We start from the raw sequence: 16,350 nt of genomic DNA on the forward strand, positions 1-16,350 counted from the left end.
GCCGTGACCGGTCGACCCAGCCCCTCTTCCCTTCCCGTCGCTGACGCGACACCTCCCCGCATCCCGTTCGGAGAATCCCCTTGAAGCTTGGAGAAGCACTGTGAAGCTTTCTGTCATTGGCTGCGGCTACCTCGGAGCCGTCCACGCGGCCGCGATGGCCGAGCTCGGTCACGACGTCATCGGCATCGACGTCGACCAGGCGAAGATCGACGCACTGGCCGCCGGCACCGCTCCCTTCTTCGAGCCCGGCCTGCCCGAGCTGCTGTCGTCCGGCGTCGCCTCCGGGCGCCTGCGCTTCTCGACGAACACGGCCGACGCCGCGGACGCCTCGGTGCACTTCGTCGCCGTGGGGACCCCGCAGAAGAAGGGCGAGAACGCGGCCGACATGACCTACGTCGACGCGGCGATCGACGGTCTGCTGCCGTTCCTCACCGCCGACTCCCTCGTGGTCGGCAAGTCGACCGTGCCGGTCGGCACCGCGTCGCGCCTCGCGGAGAAGGTCGTCGCGACCGGCGCGACGCTGGCCTGGAACCCGGAGTTCCTCCGCGAGGGCTTCGCCGTCCTGGACACCATCAGCCCGGACCGCCTCGTGTACGGCGTGCCTGCCGGAGAAGCGGGCCAGGCCGCCAAGGCCACTCTGGACGAGGTCTACGCGACCGCCCTCGCCGCGGACACGCCGCTCGTCGTCACCGACTACGCCACGGCCGAGCTCGTCAAGGTGTCCGCCAACGCCTTCCTCGCGACCAAGATCTCGTTCATCAACGCGATCGCCGAGATCGCCGAGGTGACCGGAGCCGACGTGACGCAGCTCGCCGACGCCATCGGCTACGACGCGCGCATCGGCCGTCGATTCCTCAACGCCGGCATCGGCTTCGGAGGCGGCTGCCTCCCGAAGGACATCCGCGCGTTCGCCGCGCGCGCCGACGAGCTGGGCGTGGGGGAGTCCGTCGCCTTCCTCAAGGAGGTCGACGCCATCAACCTCCGCCGTCGCCAGCGCGTCGTCGACCTCGTCAGCGAGGGACTCGGTGGAGACGTGTCCGGCAAGAAGATCGCCGTCCTCGGGCTGGCGTTCAAGCCCGAATCGGACGACATCCGCGACTCGCCGTCGCTCGACGTCGCCGCCCGCCTGCACGACCTCGGTGCGACCGTCGTCGCGACCGACCCCGAGGCGATTGCGAACGCGCAGCGCAAGTACCCCGACATCTCGTACACGACCGATGTCGACGAGGCCCTCGCCGGCGCGGACGCCGTCGTCGTCGTGACGGAGTGGAAGCAGTTCAGGGCGATCGACCCGGTCGCCGTCGGCGCGGCGGTCGCCCAGCGCTTCATCGTCGACGGGCGCAACTGCCTCGACCCGGCCGCCTGGCGGGCCGCCGGCTGGGAGTACCGCGGCCTCGGCCGCTGACTCCGACCGACCGCCGACGGCGGTCAGCGATCGCCGACGACGCCGGAGGTGCTGCGGAGCGGGATGTGCGCGAAAGCGAGATCCGACTCCGCCGCCCTCCGGCGTTCTCGTGCCGTCAGCCACCAGCGCAGGAGCACTCCGACGACGGCTCCGACTCCAGCCCCGATGGTGTTCGTCAGCACGTCGTGGAGGCTCGCGAAGCGATCCGAGAGCAGGACCAGCTGCCCCGTCTCGATCACCGTGCTCACGGCCGCGCCGAGCAGGATCACCAGGCCGGTCCAGCGGGCACGGAGCAGCAGAGCGCCGAGCAGGCCGAACGGCACGAAGAGCAGGACGTTCGCGCCGGACTCGATCACTCCGTAGTCGATCCAACCCAGACCCCGACGCTCGAGCCAGCCGAGGGCGCGCGCGATCAGACCGCCGAAGGGCGCGTCGACAGGGGTGGGCCAGAAGGCGATCGAGGCCAGGGCGCCGAGGTAGAGCGCGCCGACGGTCACGATGAGGCGGGTGAGCGACCGGGGCACGGCGGCTCCTCTCGGCGGGCGTCGCGGGGGCGACGAGGAGGGCAGGGCTGTCGGCGACGACTCGACACCCAGTCTGACGCGTGGACCCGTGCGGCCCCTGGGCCTCGAGCGGAATCGGCGCGTACTGTCGGCGCCGCGTCCGGCCGCCGTTAACGACGGAACCCGGCCGGATCGATGATCCAGCCGGGTTCCTCACCGGTCGGGGTAGCGGGATTCGAACCCACGACCTCCTCGTCCCGAACGAGGCGCGCTACCAAGCTGCGCCACACCCCGGTGGACTCGAGCGGCAGTACCGCTCACGAGCCTCGACAATGATAGCCGATTTCTTCGGAGCCGCCGCACACGCGCCCATGACCGGTCAGCTCACCGGCTCGAGAGTCAGGAGGGTCGCCTCGGGCCGGCAGGCGAAGCGCATCGGCGCGTAGATGGAGGTGCCGAGCCCGGCGGAGACGTTGAGGCGCGCGCTCCGCCGCCCGTGGTGCCAGGTGGTGAAGCCCGCGACCTTGTCACGGGGGATGTCGCAGTTGGTCACGAGGGCGCCGAACCCGGGCACGCAGAGCTGACCGCCGTGAGTGTGCCCGGCGAGGATGAGATCCGCCCCTCGGGTCACGAAGTCGTCGAGGATGCGCTGGTACGGGGCATGGGCGACGCCGATGCTGATCTCGGCGGACTCGTCCTCCGCGGCCCGCAGCTCATCGACGGCACCTGCGACGACATCGATCCTGTCCAGGCCGATGTGCGGATCGTCGACACCGAAGAACTCGACTCTGGTGCCCCGGATCGTGAGGTTCTCGGCGCGGTTGTTGAGGTCGGTCCAGCCGAGCGAGTCGGTGAAGTACCCCGTCAGTGCGTCGGTGTCGAGGTCGGCCTGGTTCGGCTTCGGATTGAGCGACGGGCCGCGGAAGTAGCGCAGGGGGTTCTTGACCCTCGGGCCGAAGTAGTCGTTCGATCCGTTCACGAAGACACCGGGGATGCCGGCGAACGGCTCCAGGGCCCGCCGGATCCCGAGGATCCCGTCGCGGTGCCCGAGGTTGTCGCCGGTGTCCACGATGAGGTCAGGAGCGAGGGCGACGAGCGAGCGGATCCACTCCTGCTTCTTCGACTGCCACGGAGCCATGTGCAGATCGGACAGGTGCAGGATCCGCAGCGGGGGAGCGCCCACTGGCAGGACGGGTGCCGAGACCCGGCGGACCGTGAAGAGCGTCCGCTCGATCCCGATGCCCCAGACGGCGGCGGCACTGCCGACAGCGGCGACTGTCGCTAGTGCGGTGGTGAGGGGGCGTCGGCTCATGTGTCCTTCTCTCGACGGGGTCGGGCCTTCATTCTGCCGGACGGCCCCGAACGGACGGCCCCGAACGGACGGCCCCGAACGGACGGCCCCGCGCGGACCGGGTGGCTCAGCCTCCGGGGGGCGGTGTGGACGGGCCGGCGCTGATCTGCAGGGTGATCGCGGAGCCCCGAGAGACCCGCGAGCCAGCGGGCGGGTTCGTCTGCGCCACCGAGCCGGCGGGACGATCGGAGGGGATCCGGTTCGGATCGATCGTCACCGTGAAGCCGAGGTCCTTCAGACGGGCTGTCGCCGCGGCCGGGCTCTGACCGGTGACCTCCGGCACCGCCTCCTGTGGCGCCTCGACGAGTGAGCGCTCGGGAGCGGGGAAGGCGCTGCCGCCGTACTTCGCATCGGCGACCCGCATGATCCGCGGCCAGATCTGGTGACGCACCTGACCGGCGTTCACCCCGTTCAGGCGGAATCCGCGCATCGACGTGAACCCGGTGACGTTCCCGACCCAGGTCGCCGTCGCCACCTCGGTGCTCGCGCCGACCATCCAGGTGTGCAGAGCGTTGTCCGTGGTTCCCGTCTTGCCGATGTGCGGGATACCGGTCCTCGGGTTCGACGGCGCGCCTGTTCCGCCCGTCATCACCTGCTGGAGGGCGAAGCCTGCGGTCGCGGCGACCTGCTCCGACATGCCCTGGCTGCACTCCGAGGCCGGAGGGGCGATGTCCGCGCCGCTCCGGTCGACGATGCGATCGATCGCGATCGGCGTGCAGACGGTGCCCTTGTTGGCGAAGCCCGCGAACGCCGTCGCCATGGTCAGGGGTGCGATCTCATTCGTGCCGAGGATCGTCGGTGCGTACTTCTGCAGCTCGTTGCCGTCCGCGCGATGCACGCCCATGGCCAGGGCGGTGTTGCGGATGCCGCAGAGGTCGAGCTGCTGCGCCATCGCCGCGAAGGAGGTGTTGATCGAGCCGGTCGTCGCCTGCAGCGCCGTGGTGACGCCTCCGTTGCCGCCCTCGTCGTTGCCGGGGTTCCAGGACTCGCCGTAGTAGACGCCGTCGGGTTCGCAGCTGTCGCGGAAGGTCGTGTAGGCGCGACGGGTGCCGTCGACGCTCTCGCCGAGCGAACGGCCCTCCTGGAGCCACTCGGCGAGGGTGAACACCTTGTAGGTCGACCCGACCTGGAATCCGGAGGATCCGCCGTAGCCGAAGTCGGTGCTGTAGTTGACGCTCGTGTAGTTCGCGCCGGTGACATCGGGATCGTTCGAGTAGTCCTTGTTCTGCGTCATCGCGAGGATGCGGCCGGTGCCGACCTCGACCGACACGCTCGCGCTGCCGATGTTGACGTTCGCCATCGACTTCGGGACCCACGCGTCGGTCGCCGAGACAGCGGCGGTCTGCAGCTCGCTGTCGAGCGTCGTGTAGATCTGGTAGCCACCGCGCTTGAAGGTGGCGTCCCGCTCGTCCTGGCTCGCGCCGAACGCGTCGTCGTTCTTGATCACCCAGGTGACGTAGTCGCAGAAGAACGCCGAGATGCCCGCGGTCTGGCAGCCGGTGCTCGGCTCGGTGATGACCGGCTGAACGGGGGTGGCCGCGGCCTCGGCGATCTGCTCTGGCGTGGCCTTCGACTCCAGGCCCATGCGGCCGAGGATGTAGTTGCGCCGGTCGAGCGTCACCGGGTAGCCCCCCGCGGCGGGGTTCGCCTCGTCGGCGGGCCGGTCGAAGCGGAACTTCTCGGGGTTGTTCACGATGGCGATGAGCGCGGCCGACTGGGCGAGCGAGAGATCGCGGGCACTGATGCCGAAGTAGTACTTCGCGGCCGCCTCGATGCCGTAGACCGTGCCTCCGAACAGCGCGATGTTGAGGTAGCCGAGCAGGATGTCGTTCTTCGGGTACTCCTTCTCGAGCCCGATGGCGAGGCGCATCTCGGCGACCTTGCGCTCCGGAGTCGTCTCGGTCGCCTCGCGGTAGGCGGCGTCGCGCTCGATCGGATCCGACAGCGCCTCGGCCTTCTGCACGAGCACGTTCTTCACGTACTGCTGCGTGATCGAGGATCCGCCCTGCACGTCCCCGCGGAGTGCCGTCGTGGCCGCCGCTCGCACCGTGCCCAGCAGGTCGATGCCGCCGTGCTCGTAGAAGCGCGGGTCCTCGGAGGCGACGACAGCGTCCTTCACGAACGGCGAGATGTCGTCCCAGCCCACCTCGACGCGGTTCTGCGCGTAGAAGGAGGCGAGGAGCACGTCGGCGCCGCTCGCATCCTTCGCGTAGACGTTGCTCTTCTCAGCGAGAGTGCCGATCTCGAGGTACTCGGGGAGGTTGTCGAACATCTCGACGGAGTTGTTCGCGGCCATGCCCCCGAGGGCGATCGCCGGAGTGATCGACGCCGCGACGAGCACCCCCGCGACGACGCTCATGGCGACGATCCCGATGAGTCCGCCGATCGCGCCTCCGACCGACTTGACGACCCTGGTACCGCGCGCCCCCGACATAGAATCAGCGTAGTCGCCGCGCTCGGGACGAGCCGCTGCGGCCCGTCCGCCGCGCGGACCGCGCACTGCGCGCCCGGCTCTGAACATCCGGCCGTGAACACCTGTCCCTGCAGCCTGCCCTGAGGAGAACCATGTCCGTCCCCCGCTGGGAGTACGTCACCACGCCGCTGATGATCCACAACACCACGGCGATCCTGAACACCTGGGGATCGGAGGGCTGGGAGCTCGTGCAGGTCGTGACCGGCCCCGAGGGCGGGCTCGTCGCCTACCTGAAGCGCCCCGTCGCCGAGGCCGGCGCGTGATCGCCGAGCGTCTCGCCGAGCTCGGCATCGAGCTCCCCGCCGTCGCCACTCCGGCGGGCGCCTACGTCCCCGCGGTCGTGAACGGAGCGCTCGTCTTCACGGCGGGGCAGATCCCGTTCGTCGACGGTGCTCTCCCCGCAGCGGGCAAGGTCGGCGACGGCCTCGTCTCACCCGAGGTCGCCAAGGATCTGGCTCGCGTGTGCGCGCTGAACGCGCTCGCCGCGGTCGCCGACGTGCTCGGCTCGCTCGACCGCGTGACGCAGATCGTGAAGCTGACGGGCTTCGTCGCCTCCGCCCCGGGCTTCAACGGACAGCCCGGCGTGATCAACGGTGCGTCGGAGGTGCTCGGTGAGATCTTCGGCGAGGCGGGCCGCCACGCGCGCTCGGCCGTCGGCGTCGCCGAGCTCCCGCTCGATGCTCCGGTCGAGGTCGAGCTGATCGTCGCCTTCGAGTAGTCCTCCCGCCCCCTCGCTCCTCACCGTGCGAGGGGGCTGCAGCGCCCCCCTCAGTCGGCGGCGACGGCGGAGGAGATCACCGACATCACCTGCGTGTCGGCGAGTGTCGTGGTGTCGCCGACCGCGCGGCCCTCTGCGACGTCGCGGAGCAGCCGGCGCATGATCTTGCCCGAGCGGGTCTTCGGCAGCTCCTGCACGATGAAGATGCGCTTGGGGCGGGCGATCGCGCCGATGTGCTCGGCCACGTGCGCCTTCAGGGTGGCCTCGAGCTCGTCGTGGCCGTCGGCGAGGGCCTCGGCCTGACTCGCCTTCGCGATCACGAACGCGACCACCGCCTGGCCGGTCGTCTCGTCCGCGGCGCCGACGACCGCCGCCTCCGCGACGACGGGATGCGACACGAGCGCCGACTCGATCTCGGCCGTCGAGAGGCGGTGGCCCGAGATGTTCATCACGTCGTCGACACGGCCCAGCAGCCAGAGGTCGCCGTCGCGGTCCCGTCGAGCCCCGTCGCCGGCGAAGTACCGGCCGGGGAACTTCGACCAGTAGGTCTCGACGTAGCGCTCCGGGTCGCCCCAGATGCCTCGCAGCATCGACGGCCAGGGCTCGGTGATCACGAGAAGTCCGCCCGAATCGGCGCCGACCGGGACGCCCTGCTCGTCCACCACGTCGATCGAGACCCCGGGGACGGGGACCTGAGCGGATCCTGGCTTGAGGGTCGTGACTCCGGGGAGGGGGGAGACCATGATCGCGCCGGTCTCGGTCTGCCACCAGGTGTCGACGATCGGGGTGCGCCCGCCGCCGATGACGTCCCGGTACCAGATCCACGCCTCCGGATTGATGGGCTCGCCCACCGAGCCGAGCAGTCGGAGGCTCGAGAGGTCGAAGCGCTGCGGGATCTGCCGGCCGAGCTTCATGAAGGAGCGGATCGCGGTGGGGGCGGCGTAGAGGATGCTGACGCCGTACTTCTCGATGATCTCCCACCAGCGGCCCGTGTGCGGGGTGTCGGGAGTGCCCTCGTACATGACCTGGGTGGCACCGTTGCTGAGCGGGCCGTAGACGACGTAGCTGTGCCCGGTGATCCAGCCGACGTCGGCGGTCGACCAGTACACGTCGCTCTCGGGCCGGAGGTCGAAGACCGTGCGGTGCGTGTACGCGACCTGGGTGAGGTAGCCGCCAGTGGTGTGGAGGATCCCCTTCGGCTTCCCCGTCGTACCGCTCGTGTAGAGGATGAAGAGGGGCTGCTCCGCCGGGAAGGGACGGGCGACGTGATCGGCGTCGACGGCCGTGATCTCCTCGTGCCACCAGAGGTCGCGACCCTCGCTCCACTCGACGGAGTTGCCGCCGCGGCGGACGACGAGGACGTGCTCGACGCTCGAACCACCGCCCTCGAGTGCGAGAGCGGCGTCGACCGCGGGCTTGAGCGGGAAGACCGAGCCCTTGCGCCAGCCGCCGTCGGCCGTGATCACGAGCTTCGCCTCCGCGTCGTCGATGCGGGCGCGCAGGCTCTCGGCGCTGAAGCCGCCGAAGACGACCGAGTGGATCGCGCCGAGGCGGGCGACCGCGAGCATCGCGATGACCGCCTCGGGGATCATCGGGAGGTAGACGGCCACCCGGTCGCCCGCCACGATGCCGAGGCTCGCAAGGAGGTTGGCAGCGCGTTTGACCTCGGCGGTCAGCTCCGCATAGGTGAGAGAGCGGCTGTCGCCGGGCTCGCCCTCCCAGTGGATCGCGACGCGGTCGCCGTGCCCGGCGAGGACGTGGCGGTCGAGGCAGTTGTAGGCGACGTTCAGCTCGCCGTCGTCGAACCACTTCGCGAACGGCGGCTCGCTCCAGTCGAGGGTGCGGGTGAAGGGGCGGTGCCAGTGCAGCAGCTCGCGGCTCTGCTCGGCCCAGAACTCGAGGCGGTCCTCCGCGGCGCGGGCCGTGAGCGCTCGGGCGGCGGCGGCCCCGGCGCCGAACTCGGCGGGCGGCGGGAAGCGGCGCGTCTCGTGGAGGAGGTTGTCGATGCCCGGCGTACCGGGATCTCCCGCCTCGTCGAGGGCTCTGATGTCATCGAGGGGAGTGGACATCTGCGTTTCGCTCCTTCGCGAGTGCACCGTGCGCCGACCGGCTCGGTCGACCTCGACCACCGTAGCGTCCGGCTCCGACGCCGGGTGCGCGGCCTCCGAACCTGGCAGGGACTCCTGGTTCGGATAAGAGTTCGCAGAGAACGCCGATCGGGCTTGGTGATTCGCGCGGGTTCACGTACTCTTTCATACGGCCGAATGAAAGTTCGGTCTCAGCGGCGCAAGTGATTCCCCCCAATCCCGCGCCGCCGAGGCGGCACCTGTTCCCCCCAATGGGTGCCGCCCCCTTCTCTTTCTGCGAAGTCCTCGCTGGAGCACCGGTGCTCGCGACGTCGTCGCCACTGTCCGTCCGCGTGCTGGGGTGAGTCCTCCACAGACGCTGCTTCTCCGCGCTCTCCACTGATCGAGCGGCACGACCTCGGAGCCGTCGTGCGCGCGCCTACCGTTCCCGGCATGACCGCTGACTTCGTGCCTCGCGTCCCCGCCGCCTACCGCCGGGACGATCCGTCTCCGGGGCTCGCCGATCCGGCCGTCCCGATCCGGCCGGGAGCAGCCGCGCTCGGCCTCCTGGCCCCGTTCGCCGCCGATCCGTCGGTCACCGACCTGTTCGTGAACGGCGGATCCGGCCTCTGGGTCGACCGGGGGAGGGGCGCGATCCGCGATCCGAGCTGGACACTGGATGCCGGAGGAGCGCGTCGACTGGCCGTCGCCCTCGTCTCGGCGGGTGGGCGCCACGTCGACGAGGCGAGTCCGTGCGTCGACGTCCGGCTCCGCCACGGGGTCCGGGTGCACGTCGTGCTGCCGCCCGTCGCGACCGGCGGGACGCTGATCTCCGTCCGCGTCCCCCGCGCCGACGCCTGGAGCCTCGACGAGCTGCACGCCGCCGGGATGCTCGACGAGCAGGGTCGACTGCTCCTGCGCCGCGCGGTCGATGCGCGCTGGAACCTCCTGATCTCGGGCGCCGGGGGATCCGGCAAGACCACGCTCCTCGGCGCTCTGCTCGGCTTCGCGCCGCCGCAGGAGCGCATCATCGCGATCGAGGACGTGGGTGAGCTGCGCCCCGCGCATCCGCACTTCGTCGCGCTCGAGTCGAGGCAGCCGAATCTGGAGGGCGCGGGCGGGGTGGGTCTGGACCGCTTGGTCCGCGAGGCGCTGCGGATGCGTCCCGACCGCCTCGTGCTCGGAGAGTGCCGCGGGGTCGAGCTGCGCGAGCTCCTCTCCGCGCTCAACACCGGGCACGACGGCGGCGCAGGCACGCTCCACGCGAACTCTCTCGCCGATGTCCCCGCGCGGCTCGAGGCGCTCGGTGCGCTCGCCGGGATGGGGCAGGAGGCGATCGCCCGTCAGACAGTGAGCGCGATCGATCTGGTGCTGCACCTCGAGCGTGTCGGCGGCCGACGCCGGCTGGCGTCGTGGGGCGGTTTCGCCCTCGATCCGGCGGGCCGCCTCCGGATCGAGGAGGGCGCGCTGCCGCCGCGGCCGAGGTCGGCGGCGTGAGTCGGCAGGACGGACTCGACGAGGTCGCCGCCGTCGTCCAGCGACTCGCCGTGCTGCTCGCCTCGGGGGTGGCCCCCGCGTCGGCGTTCGAGCACCTCGCGTCGTCGGCCGCTTCGAGCGCTCCGGGTGCTGCGGCCAGACGTCGCCTCCTGCGTGCCGTCGCGCTGGAGGCCGCGAGCGGCGAGGACGTGACGGCGGCGATCCTCCGCGGGGCACCGGCGTCGAGAGGGCGACGCGAGCGGCGTCGACGGCGAGACAGGGGAGAGGAGGCGGGATGGGCGGCGCTCGCCGCCTCGTGGCGTGTCGCCGCCGACTCCGGGGCGCCGATCGCCTCGACACTCGGCGAGCTGGCGGAGTCGTTGCGCGAGCTGGGGCGGGCACGACGCGACATCGACGTGGCTCTGGCCGGGCCGGCCACGACCGGGCGGGTGGTGAGCGCGCTGCCGCTCGTGGCGCTGGGCTTCGGCACCGTCCTCGGCTTCGACGTCGCGGGGGTGCTGGTCGGCACGGCGCCGGGCCTCGCATGCCTGGGCGGCGGCGGTGTGCTGATGCTCGCCGCTCAGCTGTGGACCAGACGACTGGTGCGGGGAGCCGACCCCGGCGACCCGGCCCCCGGGCTGGCCCTCGATCTGCTCGCGGTCGGGCTCGCGGGCGGCGGGTCGATCGATCGCGCACGGAGCCGGGTCGTCGCTGCGCTCGGCGAGTGCGGCCTGGGCGCCGATCCTCGCGCGCTGGAGGCGGCCGATCCGGTGCTCGCGCTCTCGTCGGCCGCGGGAGTGCCCGCCGGACGCCTCCTGCGCAGCGAGGCCGCGCTGACGCGGGTGCGGGCGGCGGGGCGGGCGCGGGAGCGCGCGGCGCGGCTCGGGGTCACCCTGATGCTCCCGCTCGGGGTGTGCGTGCTGCCCGCGTTCCTGCTGCTCGGGGTGGCGCCGCTCGTGATCTCGGTGCTGCTGTCGACCTTCGCCGTCGCGAGGTGAGCGTCGTGCGAGTGTCCTCCACAGGGGCCGTCTCGCGAGGTCGTGCACTGTTCCGGGCTTCGCCTCTCTGGGCTCCGCCCGACTCGGCGATCCTCGTGGGACGGGGCGAAGTGAATGGGGCGGAGACGGAGTGGACTCGGATGGACGGCGCAGGACGGTGGAACCGGAATGACCCGGCGGGGAGAGAAGGAGTGATCGGTTCGGAGCGGTGGCGGGTCGGAGCGATGCCTCCGCGGGGCGGTGGAGCGTCGGGGCTACTCGCGGGTCTCGTCGACGAGGAGGGGTCCGCCACGGCGGAGTACGCGATCGCGACGATGGCCGCGGTCGGGTTCGCCGGGCTGCTGGTGGTGATCCTCAAGGGCGACGAGGTGCGCGGGATCCTGACCGACCTGGTGACGCGGGCGCTCACCTCGGGCGGATGAGGGCCGCCCGCGGAGTCCTCCGTCGGCTGGCCGAGGCGGAGGGCTCGGCCACGGCGGAGTTCGCGGTCGTCCTGCCCGCCGTGGTCGTCGTGCTCGCGCTGTGCCTGGGCTCGGTCGCGGCGTCGGCGCAGTACGTGCGGCTCGTCGACGCCACGGCGGACGGGGCGAGAGCGGCCTCGCGGGGAGACGACGCGGCCCGCCCCGTGCATCGGGTCGACGGTGGCGCCACCGTGGGGACCGTGGAGGACGACGGCCTGGTCTGCGTGCGCGTGGAGGCGAGCCTGCACCCGCTGCCGGCCGTCGCGGTCCCGGTCTCGGTCCGCTCGTGCGCACTGGGAGGCGGGGAGTGACCCGCACCGGCTCCGGAGCGGACGAGCTCCGCGCCCGCTCCGGAGAGGAGGGGTCTGCGGCGGTGACCGCGATCTCGGTGGTCGCAGCGACAGTGCTCGTCACCGCTGCGGTGCTGAGCGGGTGCGGGGCCGTGCTCGCGCATCAGCGGGCGGTGTCGGCAGCGGACGCGGCGGCGCTCGCCGCAGCCGACACCGCCTCGGGCCTCGTCCCCGGCGAGCCGTGCACGCAGGCGTCCCGGGTCGCAACGGCGGGCGGCGCCGAGCTCGCCGAGTGCTCGGTGGCCGAGGGGAGGGCGAGCGTCGAGGTGGTGGTCGCCGTCGGGCCGCTGACGATGCCGGCACGGTCGCGGGCGGGACCGCCGCCGTGACCCGGCGGAGTCCGAGCCCGGCCGGGCCGACGGCTCGTCGGGCCGTGGACCGGGCCACGAGTGGAAGGGTCAGTCGGAGCTGAGGCGCTGGTACCGGTAGGCGGCGGCGGTCGGGAGGGTACCCGCGCCCTCATCGTGCTCGAGAGCACCGGAGAAGAGGTAGATGTAGTGGGAACCGGCTCGCGGGCCCGGGATCTCGAGTCGGGCGGCGGGAGTCGTCGCGCCGTCGTAGGAGCGCCGGAGGGTCTTCCCCTCGAGCGGTCCGTCGACGAGCTTCGCCGTATAGACGGAGGTGGTGGGGGACGAGGTCGTGTGCGTCGTTGCCATGCACCTCATCATGCGCCGATCCTCGCTCGTCGTCACCGCCCCCACGCAGATCACGCGGCCGGCGTTCACGCGGCGAGGGGCCCGCTCCCAGGCTCCGGGCAGCTCTCGACGGGGAGTGACGCCCGGAGTCAGTGTGTATGGTGTGGCTGTCGGGCGCCCGAAGCCGACAGCGAACCGCCAGCCGCCAGTGCACCGATCGGACGAAGATCCCGATCGGAGCGTGGACGGCGTACCGTTCCTCTCTGCGGTCGCCGCGCACCGCCTCCCCGAAGCAGGGGACCCGTCGGACTCACCTGTCAGTCCGACCGACAGCATCAATCGAGGAGAACTGTGTCCGGCACGAAGAAGCTGGTGATCGTCGAGTCGCCGGCGAAGGCCAAGACCATCGCCCAGTACCTGGGCGACGGGTACGAGGTTCTCGCCTCCGTCGGCCACATCCGCGACCTCATCGAGCCCAAGAACCTGCCCCCGGAGCTGAAGAAGGGCCCGCTGGGCAAGTTCTCGGTCGACGTCGACAACGGCTTCGAGCCCTACTACGTGGTCTCCGACCAGAAGAAGAAGACGGTGGCCGAGCTGAAGCGGGCGCTCAAGAACGCCGACGAGCTCTACCTCGCGACTGATGAGGACCGCGAGGGCGAGGCCATCGCGTGGCACCTGCTCGACGAGCTCAAGCCCAAGGTCCCCGTTCACCGGATGGTCTTCCACGAGATCACGAAGGACGCGATCCAGAAGGCTCGCGAGAACACCCGCGACATCGACACGTCGCTGGTCGACGCCCAGGAGACCCGCCGGATCCTCGACCGCCTCTACGGCTACGAGATCTCGCCGGTGCTCTGGCGCAAGGTCGGCCCCGGCCTCTCGGCCGGTCGCGTGCAGTCGGCAGCGACCCGCCTGGTCGTCGACCGTGAGCGCGAGCGTCTCGCCTTCGTGTCGGCGAGCTACTGGGACCTCGCGACGGTGCTCGCCCCGGAGTCCGATGCGGCGTCGGCGTTCGATGCGCGCCTGGCACGACTCGACGGGAAGCGGATCGGAAGCGGCCGCGACTTCGACGACCGCGGACAGCTCAAGGGCGATGTCACGGTCCTCGACGAGACGTCCGCCGCCTCGCTCGCCGACGCGCTGCGCGACTCCGCCACCACGGTGACGGTCTCGAACCTCGAGTCGAAGCCGTACTCGCGCCGTCCCGCAGCGCCCTTCACCACCTCGACGCTCCAGCAGGAGGCGGCGCGCAAGCTCCGCTTCTCGGCACGGCAGACGATGAGCGTCGCGCAGTCGCTCTACGAGAACGGCTTCATCACCTACATGAGGACCGACTCGCCCAACCTCTCGCAGCAGGCCCTCAACGCTGCCCGCTCTCAGGCGACCGCCCTCTACGGCGCCGAGACCGTGCCCGACAAGCCGCGGATGTACTCGGGCAAGAACAAGAGCGCCCAGGAGGCGCACGAGGCGATCCGCCCCGCCGGTGAGACCTTCCGTACCCCCGATCAGCTGTCGGGGACCCTCCGCGGCAACGACCTCCGCCTGTACGAGCTCATCTGGAAGCGCACCGTCGCCTCGCAGATGGCCGACGCCAAGGGCTCGACTGCGACGGTGACCCTCGAAGCGCACCCGGCCGGCGACACCTCCCGGCTCGCCGAGTTCACCGCCTCCGGAACCGTCATCACCTTCCGCGGCTTCCTGCTCGCCTACGAGGAGGGCCGCGACGAGGAGCGCCACGGCTCCCGCGACGACAAGGACGCGAAGCTGCCCGTCCTCGCGGTCGGCCAGAGCCTGGTCGTCACCGACGTCGAGGCCAAGGGCCACGAGACCTCGCCGCCCCCGCGCTACACGGAGGCGAGCCTCGTCAAGTCGCTCGAAGAGCTCGGTATCGGTCGCCCCTCGACCTACGCCTCGATCATCTCGACCATCGTCGACCGCGGCTACGTCACTCCGCGCGGCACCGCCCTCGTGCCCAACTGGATCGCCTTCTCAGTGGTCCGTCTGCTCGAGGACTTCTTCTCGGACCTCGTCGAGTACGACTTCACGGCCGAGATGGAGGGCGACCTCGACAAGATCGCCGGCGGCGAGGAGGACCGGGTCGCCTGGCTCAACCGCTTCTACTTCGGCGGCGGCAACCAGCCCGGGCTCCGTCACGTCGTCGACAACCTCGGCGAGATCGACGCGAAGAGCATCAACTCGATCCGGATCACCGACGACATCACGCTGCGGATCGGCAAGTACGGCCCGTACCTCGAGGTAGCCGAGGAGGAGGGGCAGGAGACTCCCCGCCGGGTCAACCTCCCGCTCGAGCTCGCGCCCGACGAGCTCACGCCGGCCAAGGCGCAGGAGCTCATCGACGCGCCTGTCCAGACCGACCGCGTGCTCGGCAGCAACCCCGACACGGGCAAGATCGTCGTGGTCAAGGACGGCCGCTTCGGTCCGTACGTGACCGAGACCGATCCGGAGCCCGACACGGTCGCCGATCCCGCGACCGGCGAGGTCGTCGAGCCCGACAAGGCTCCCACTGCCAAGCGCGGCGCGAAGAAGCCGGCGGTCGTCAAGCCGCGCACCTCGTCGCTGTTCAAGTCGATGGACGTCGCCTCGATCGACCTGGCCACGGCCCTGCGTCTGCTCGACCTGCCCCGCACGGTCGGTGTGGACCCCGAGTCGGGCGAGCCGATCACGGCCCAGAACGGCCGCTACGGTCCCTACCTCAAGAAGGGGACCGACAGCCGCTCGCTCACGAGCGAGGACCAGATCTTCGAGGTCGACCTCCCCGCAGCTCTCGCCGTGTTCGCCGAGCCCAAGTACGGCGCGCGCAAGGCGTCGAGCGCGCTCAAGGAGTTCGACGCCGACCCGGTCAGCGGCAAGCCGATCCGGATCCGCGACGGCCGCTTCGGCGCCTACGTGACCGACGGCGAGACGAACGTCACGATCCCCAAGACGCAGACGATCGAGGAGATCGACTTCGAGCAGGCGGTGCAGATGCTCGCCGACAAGCGCGCGAAGGGACCGGCGAAGAAGGCTCCTGCGAAGCGGGCGCCGGCGAAGAAGCCTGCGGCGAAGACGACGGCGGCCAAGACGACGGCGGCCAAGACGACGGCGGCCAAGACGACCGCCGCCAAGAAGCCGACTGCCACGACCGCGGCTGCGAAGACGACGGCTGCGAAGGCGACCGCCGCCACGACCACCACCGCGCGGACCACGGCGGCCAGGAAGCCGGCCGCGAAGAAGCCCGCGGCGACGACGGGCGCGACGGAGTCGTGACCGGGCTGTTCGTCACCCTCGAGGGCGGGGACGGAGCGGGCAAGACCACGCAGGCCCGGCTGCTCGAGGAGTGGCTGGGCACGCGGGGTCGCACCGTCGTGCGCACTCGCGAGCCGGGCGGCACCGAGGTCGGCGTCCAGATCCGCGAGATCGTCCTCCATCATCGCGGCGAGATCGACCCGCGCGCGGAGGCGCTCCTCTACGCCGCCGATCGCGCGCAGCACATCGGCACCCTGGTTCGCCCGGCGCTCGAGCGCGGCGAGGTGGTGATCCAGGATCGCTACATCGACTCCTCCGTCGCTTATCAGGGCGCCGGGCGTGTGCTCGACGCCGGCGAGGTCCGGACGCTCTCGGAGTGGGCGACCCACGACCTGCGCCCCGACCTCACGGTGCTGCTCGACCTGGACCCCGCGGCGGCCCGCACTCGGCTCGACGCCGCACGCACCCGCTTCGACCGGCTCGAGGCCGAGAAGCAGGAATTCCACGAGCGCGTGCGCCGGGCCTTCCTCGCGATCGCCGAGGCCGACCCCGCGCGCTTCCTGGTCGTCGACGCGAGCCTGGCGATCGAGCGCATCGCCGAGGCGATCCGCGACCGCGTCGCGGGACTGCTCGGCGACCGGCCCGCTGTCAGTGCTCGCGGCTAGCCT

The 16,350-nt window shown here is 71.3% G+C and carries 15 protein-coding genes and 1 tRNA gene; 10 read left to right on the plus strand and 6 right to left on the minus strand.

Features of this window, described 5'->3' with window-relative positions:
• The first annotated feature begins 100 nt into the window (after nt 1-100).
• Complete coding sequence (locus ASG06_RS10705) at nt 101-1,405, plus strand: UDP-glucose dehydrogenase family protein (protein WP_056041848.1); 1,305 nt, start codon at nt 101-103, stop codon at nt 1,403-1,405.
• Nucleotides 1,406-1,428: 23 nt separating this feature from the next.
• On the opposite strand, the gene ASG06_RS10710 is transcribed toward ASG06_RS10705, so the two are convergent.
• The 4 genes from ASG06_RS10710 to ASG06_RS10725 form a co-directional block, all read right to left on the minus strand.
• Nucleotides 1,429-1,929 (minus strand): VanZ family protein, encoded by a 501-nt coding sequence (locus ASG06_RS10710; RefSeq protein ID WP_056041850.1) that lies wholly within the window; start codon nt 1,927-1,929, stop codon nt 1,429-1,431.
• A 199-nt stretch (nt 1,930-2,128) separates the two neighbouring features.
• Nucleotides 2,129-2,202: transfer RNA gene (locus tag ASG06_RS10715), tRNA-Pro, on the minus strand.
• An 85-nt stretch (nt 2,203-2,287) separates the two neighbouring features.
• Complete coding sequence (locus ASG06_RS10720) at nt 2,288-3,220, minus strand: metallophosphoesterase (RefSeq protein WP_056041852.1); 933 nt, start codon at nt 3,218-3,220, stop codon at nt 2,288-2,290.
• A gap of 106 nt (nt 3,221-3,326) precedes the next feature.
• Nucleotides 3,327-5,693, minus strand: coding sequence for a penicillin-binding protein (locus tag ASG06_RS10725; RefSeq protein ID WP_056041854.1), 2,367 nt, complete (start codon nt 5,691-5,693; stop codon nt 3,327-3,329).
• A gap of 131 nt (nt 5,694-5,824) precedes the next feature.
• Between ASG06_RS10725 and ASG06_RS20260 the strand changes: the two genes are divergently transcribed.
• Together ASG06_RS20260 and ASG06_RS10730 are read left to right on the plus strand one after the other, a co-directional pair.
• Entirely contained in the window at nt 5,825-5,995 is a 171-nt protein-coding gene (locus ASG06_RS20260; protein ID WP_197409402.1) for a hypothetical protein, read from the plus strand.
• A complete protein-coding gene (locus tag ASG06_RS10730) occupies nt 5,992-6,450 on the plus strand; it encodes a RidA family protein (protein ID WP_056041857.1) in 459 nt (152 codons plus the stop codon). The genes ASG06_RS20260 and ASG06_RS10730 overlap by 4 nt, the downstream gene beginning before the upstream one ends.
• Nucleotides 6,451-6,500: 50 nt before the next feature.
• Here the strand turns inward: ASG06_RS10730 and acs are convergent, their stop codons facing one another.
• On the minus strand, nt 6,501-8,519 hold the full coding sequence (acs, locus tag ASG06_RS10735) for an acetate--CoA ligase (protein WP_082499134.1): 2,019 nt from the start codon (nt 8,517-8,519) through the stop codon (nt 6,501-6,503).
• A 450-nt stretch (nt 8,520-8,969) separates the two neighbouring features.
• Between acs and ASG06_RS10740 the strand changes: the two genes are divergently transcribed.
• The 5 genes from ASG06_RS10740 (at nt 8,970) to ASG06_RS10760 (ending at nt 12,130) form a co-directional block, all read left to right on the plus strand.
• Nucleotides 8,970-10,013 (plus strand): TadA family conjugal transfer-associated ATPase, encoded by a 1,044-nt coding sequence (locus tag ASG06_RS10740; protein ID WP_082499135.1) that lies wholly within the window; start codon nt 8,970-8,972, stop codon nt 10,011-10,013.
• Nucleotides 10,010-10,990: a type II secretion system F family protein gene (locus tag ASG06_RS10745; protein ID WP_056041860.1), complete on the plus strand. Its 981-nt coding sequence runs from the start codon at nt 10,010-10,012 to the stop codon at nt 10,988-10,990. The genes ASG06_RS10740 and ASG06_RS10745 overlap by 4 nt, the downstream gene beginning before the upstream one ends.
• 224 nt (nt 10,991-11,214) lie before the next feature.
• A complete protein-coding gene (locus tag ASG06_RS10750) occupies nt 11,215-11,412 on the plus strand; it encodes a DUF4244 domain-containing protein (protein WP_056042558.1) in 198 nt (65 codons plus the stop codon).
• Nucleotides 11,409-11,762 (plus strand): TadE family type IV pilus minor pilin, encoded by a 354-nt coding sequence (locus ASG06_RS10755; protein ID WP_056041861.1) that lies wholly within the window; start codon nt 11,409-11,411, stop codon nt 11,760-11,762. Before ASG06_RS10750 ends, ASG06_RS10755 begins: the two co-directional genes overlap by 4 nt.
• The gene (locus ASG06_RS10760) at nt 11,759-12,130 is read left to right on the plus strand and encodes an Rv3654c family TadE-like protein (RefSeq protein WP_056041864.1); all 372 of its coding nucleotides are present in this window, start codon (nt 11,759-11,761) and stop codon (nt 12,128-12,130) included. The genes ASG06_RS10755 and ASG06_RS10760 overlap by 4 nt, the downstream gene beginning before the upstream one ends.
• A 69-nt stretch (nt 12,131-12,199) precedes the next feature.
• Here ASG06_RS10760 and ASG06_RS10765 read toward each other — a convergent pair whose 3' ends face one another.
• Nucleotides 12,200-12,457: a hypothetical protein gene (locus tag ASG06_RS10765; protein ID WP_056041865.1), complete on the minus strand. Its 258-nt coding sequence runs from the start codon at nt 12,455-12,457 to the stop codon at nt 12,200-12,202.
• Between the two features lie 330 nt (nt 12,458-12,787).
• Here ASG06_RS10765 and topA point away from each other — a divergent pair, with 330 nt between their 5' ends.
• Together topA and tmk are read left to right on the plus strand one after the other, a co-directional pair.
• Nucleotides 12,788-15,703: a type I DNA topoisomerase gene (topA, locus tag ASG06_RS10770; protein ID WP_056041867.1), complete on the plus strand. Its 2,916-nt coding sequence runs from the start codon at nt 12,788-12,790 to the stop codon at nt 15,701-15,703.
• Nucleotides 15,700-16,347 carry a dTMP kinase gene (gene tmk / locus ASG06_RS10775; protein ID WP_056041869.1) on the plus strand — a complete coding sequence of 216 codons (648 nt, stop codon included), beginning with the start codon at nt 15,700-15,702 and terminating at the stop codon, nt 16,345-16,347. The genes topA and tmk overlap by 4 nt, the downstream gene beginning before the upstream one ends.
• The last annotated feature ends 3 nt before the right edge of the window (nt 16,348-16,350 follow it).

It is taken from the genome of Rathayibacter sp. Leaf185, assembly GCF_001423885.1.
Lineage (GTDB): Bacteria > Actinomycetota > Actinomycetes > Actinomycetales > Microbacteriaceae > Rathayibacter.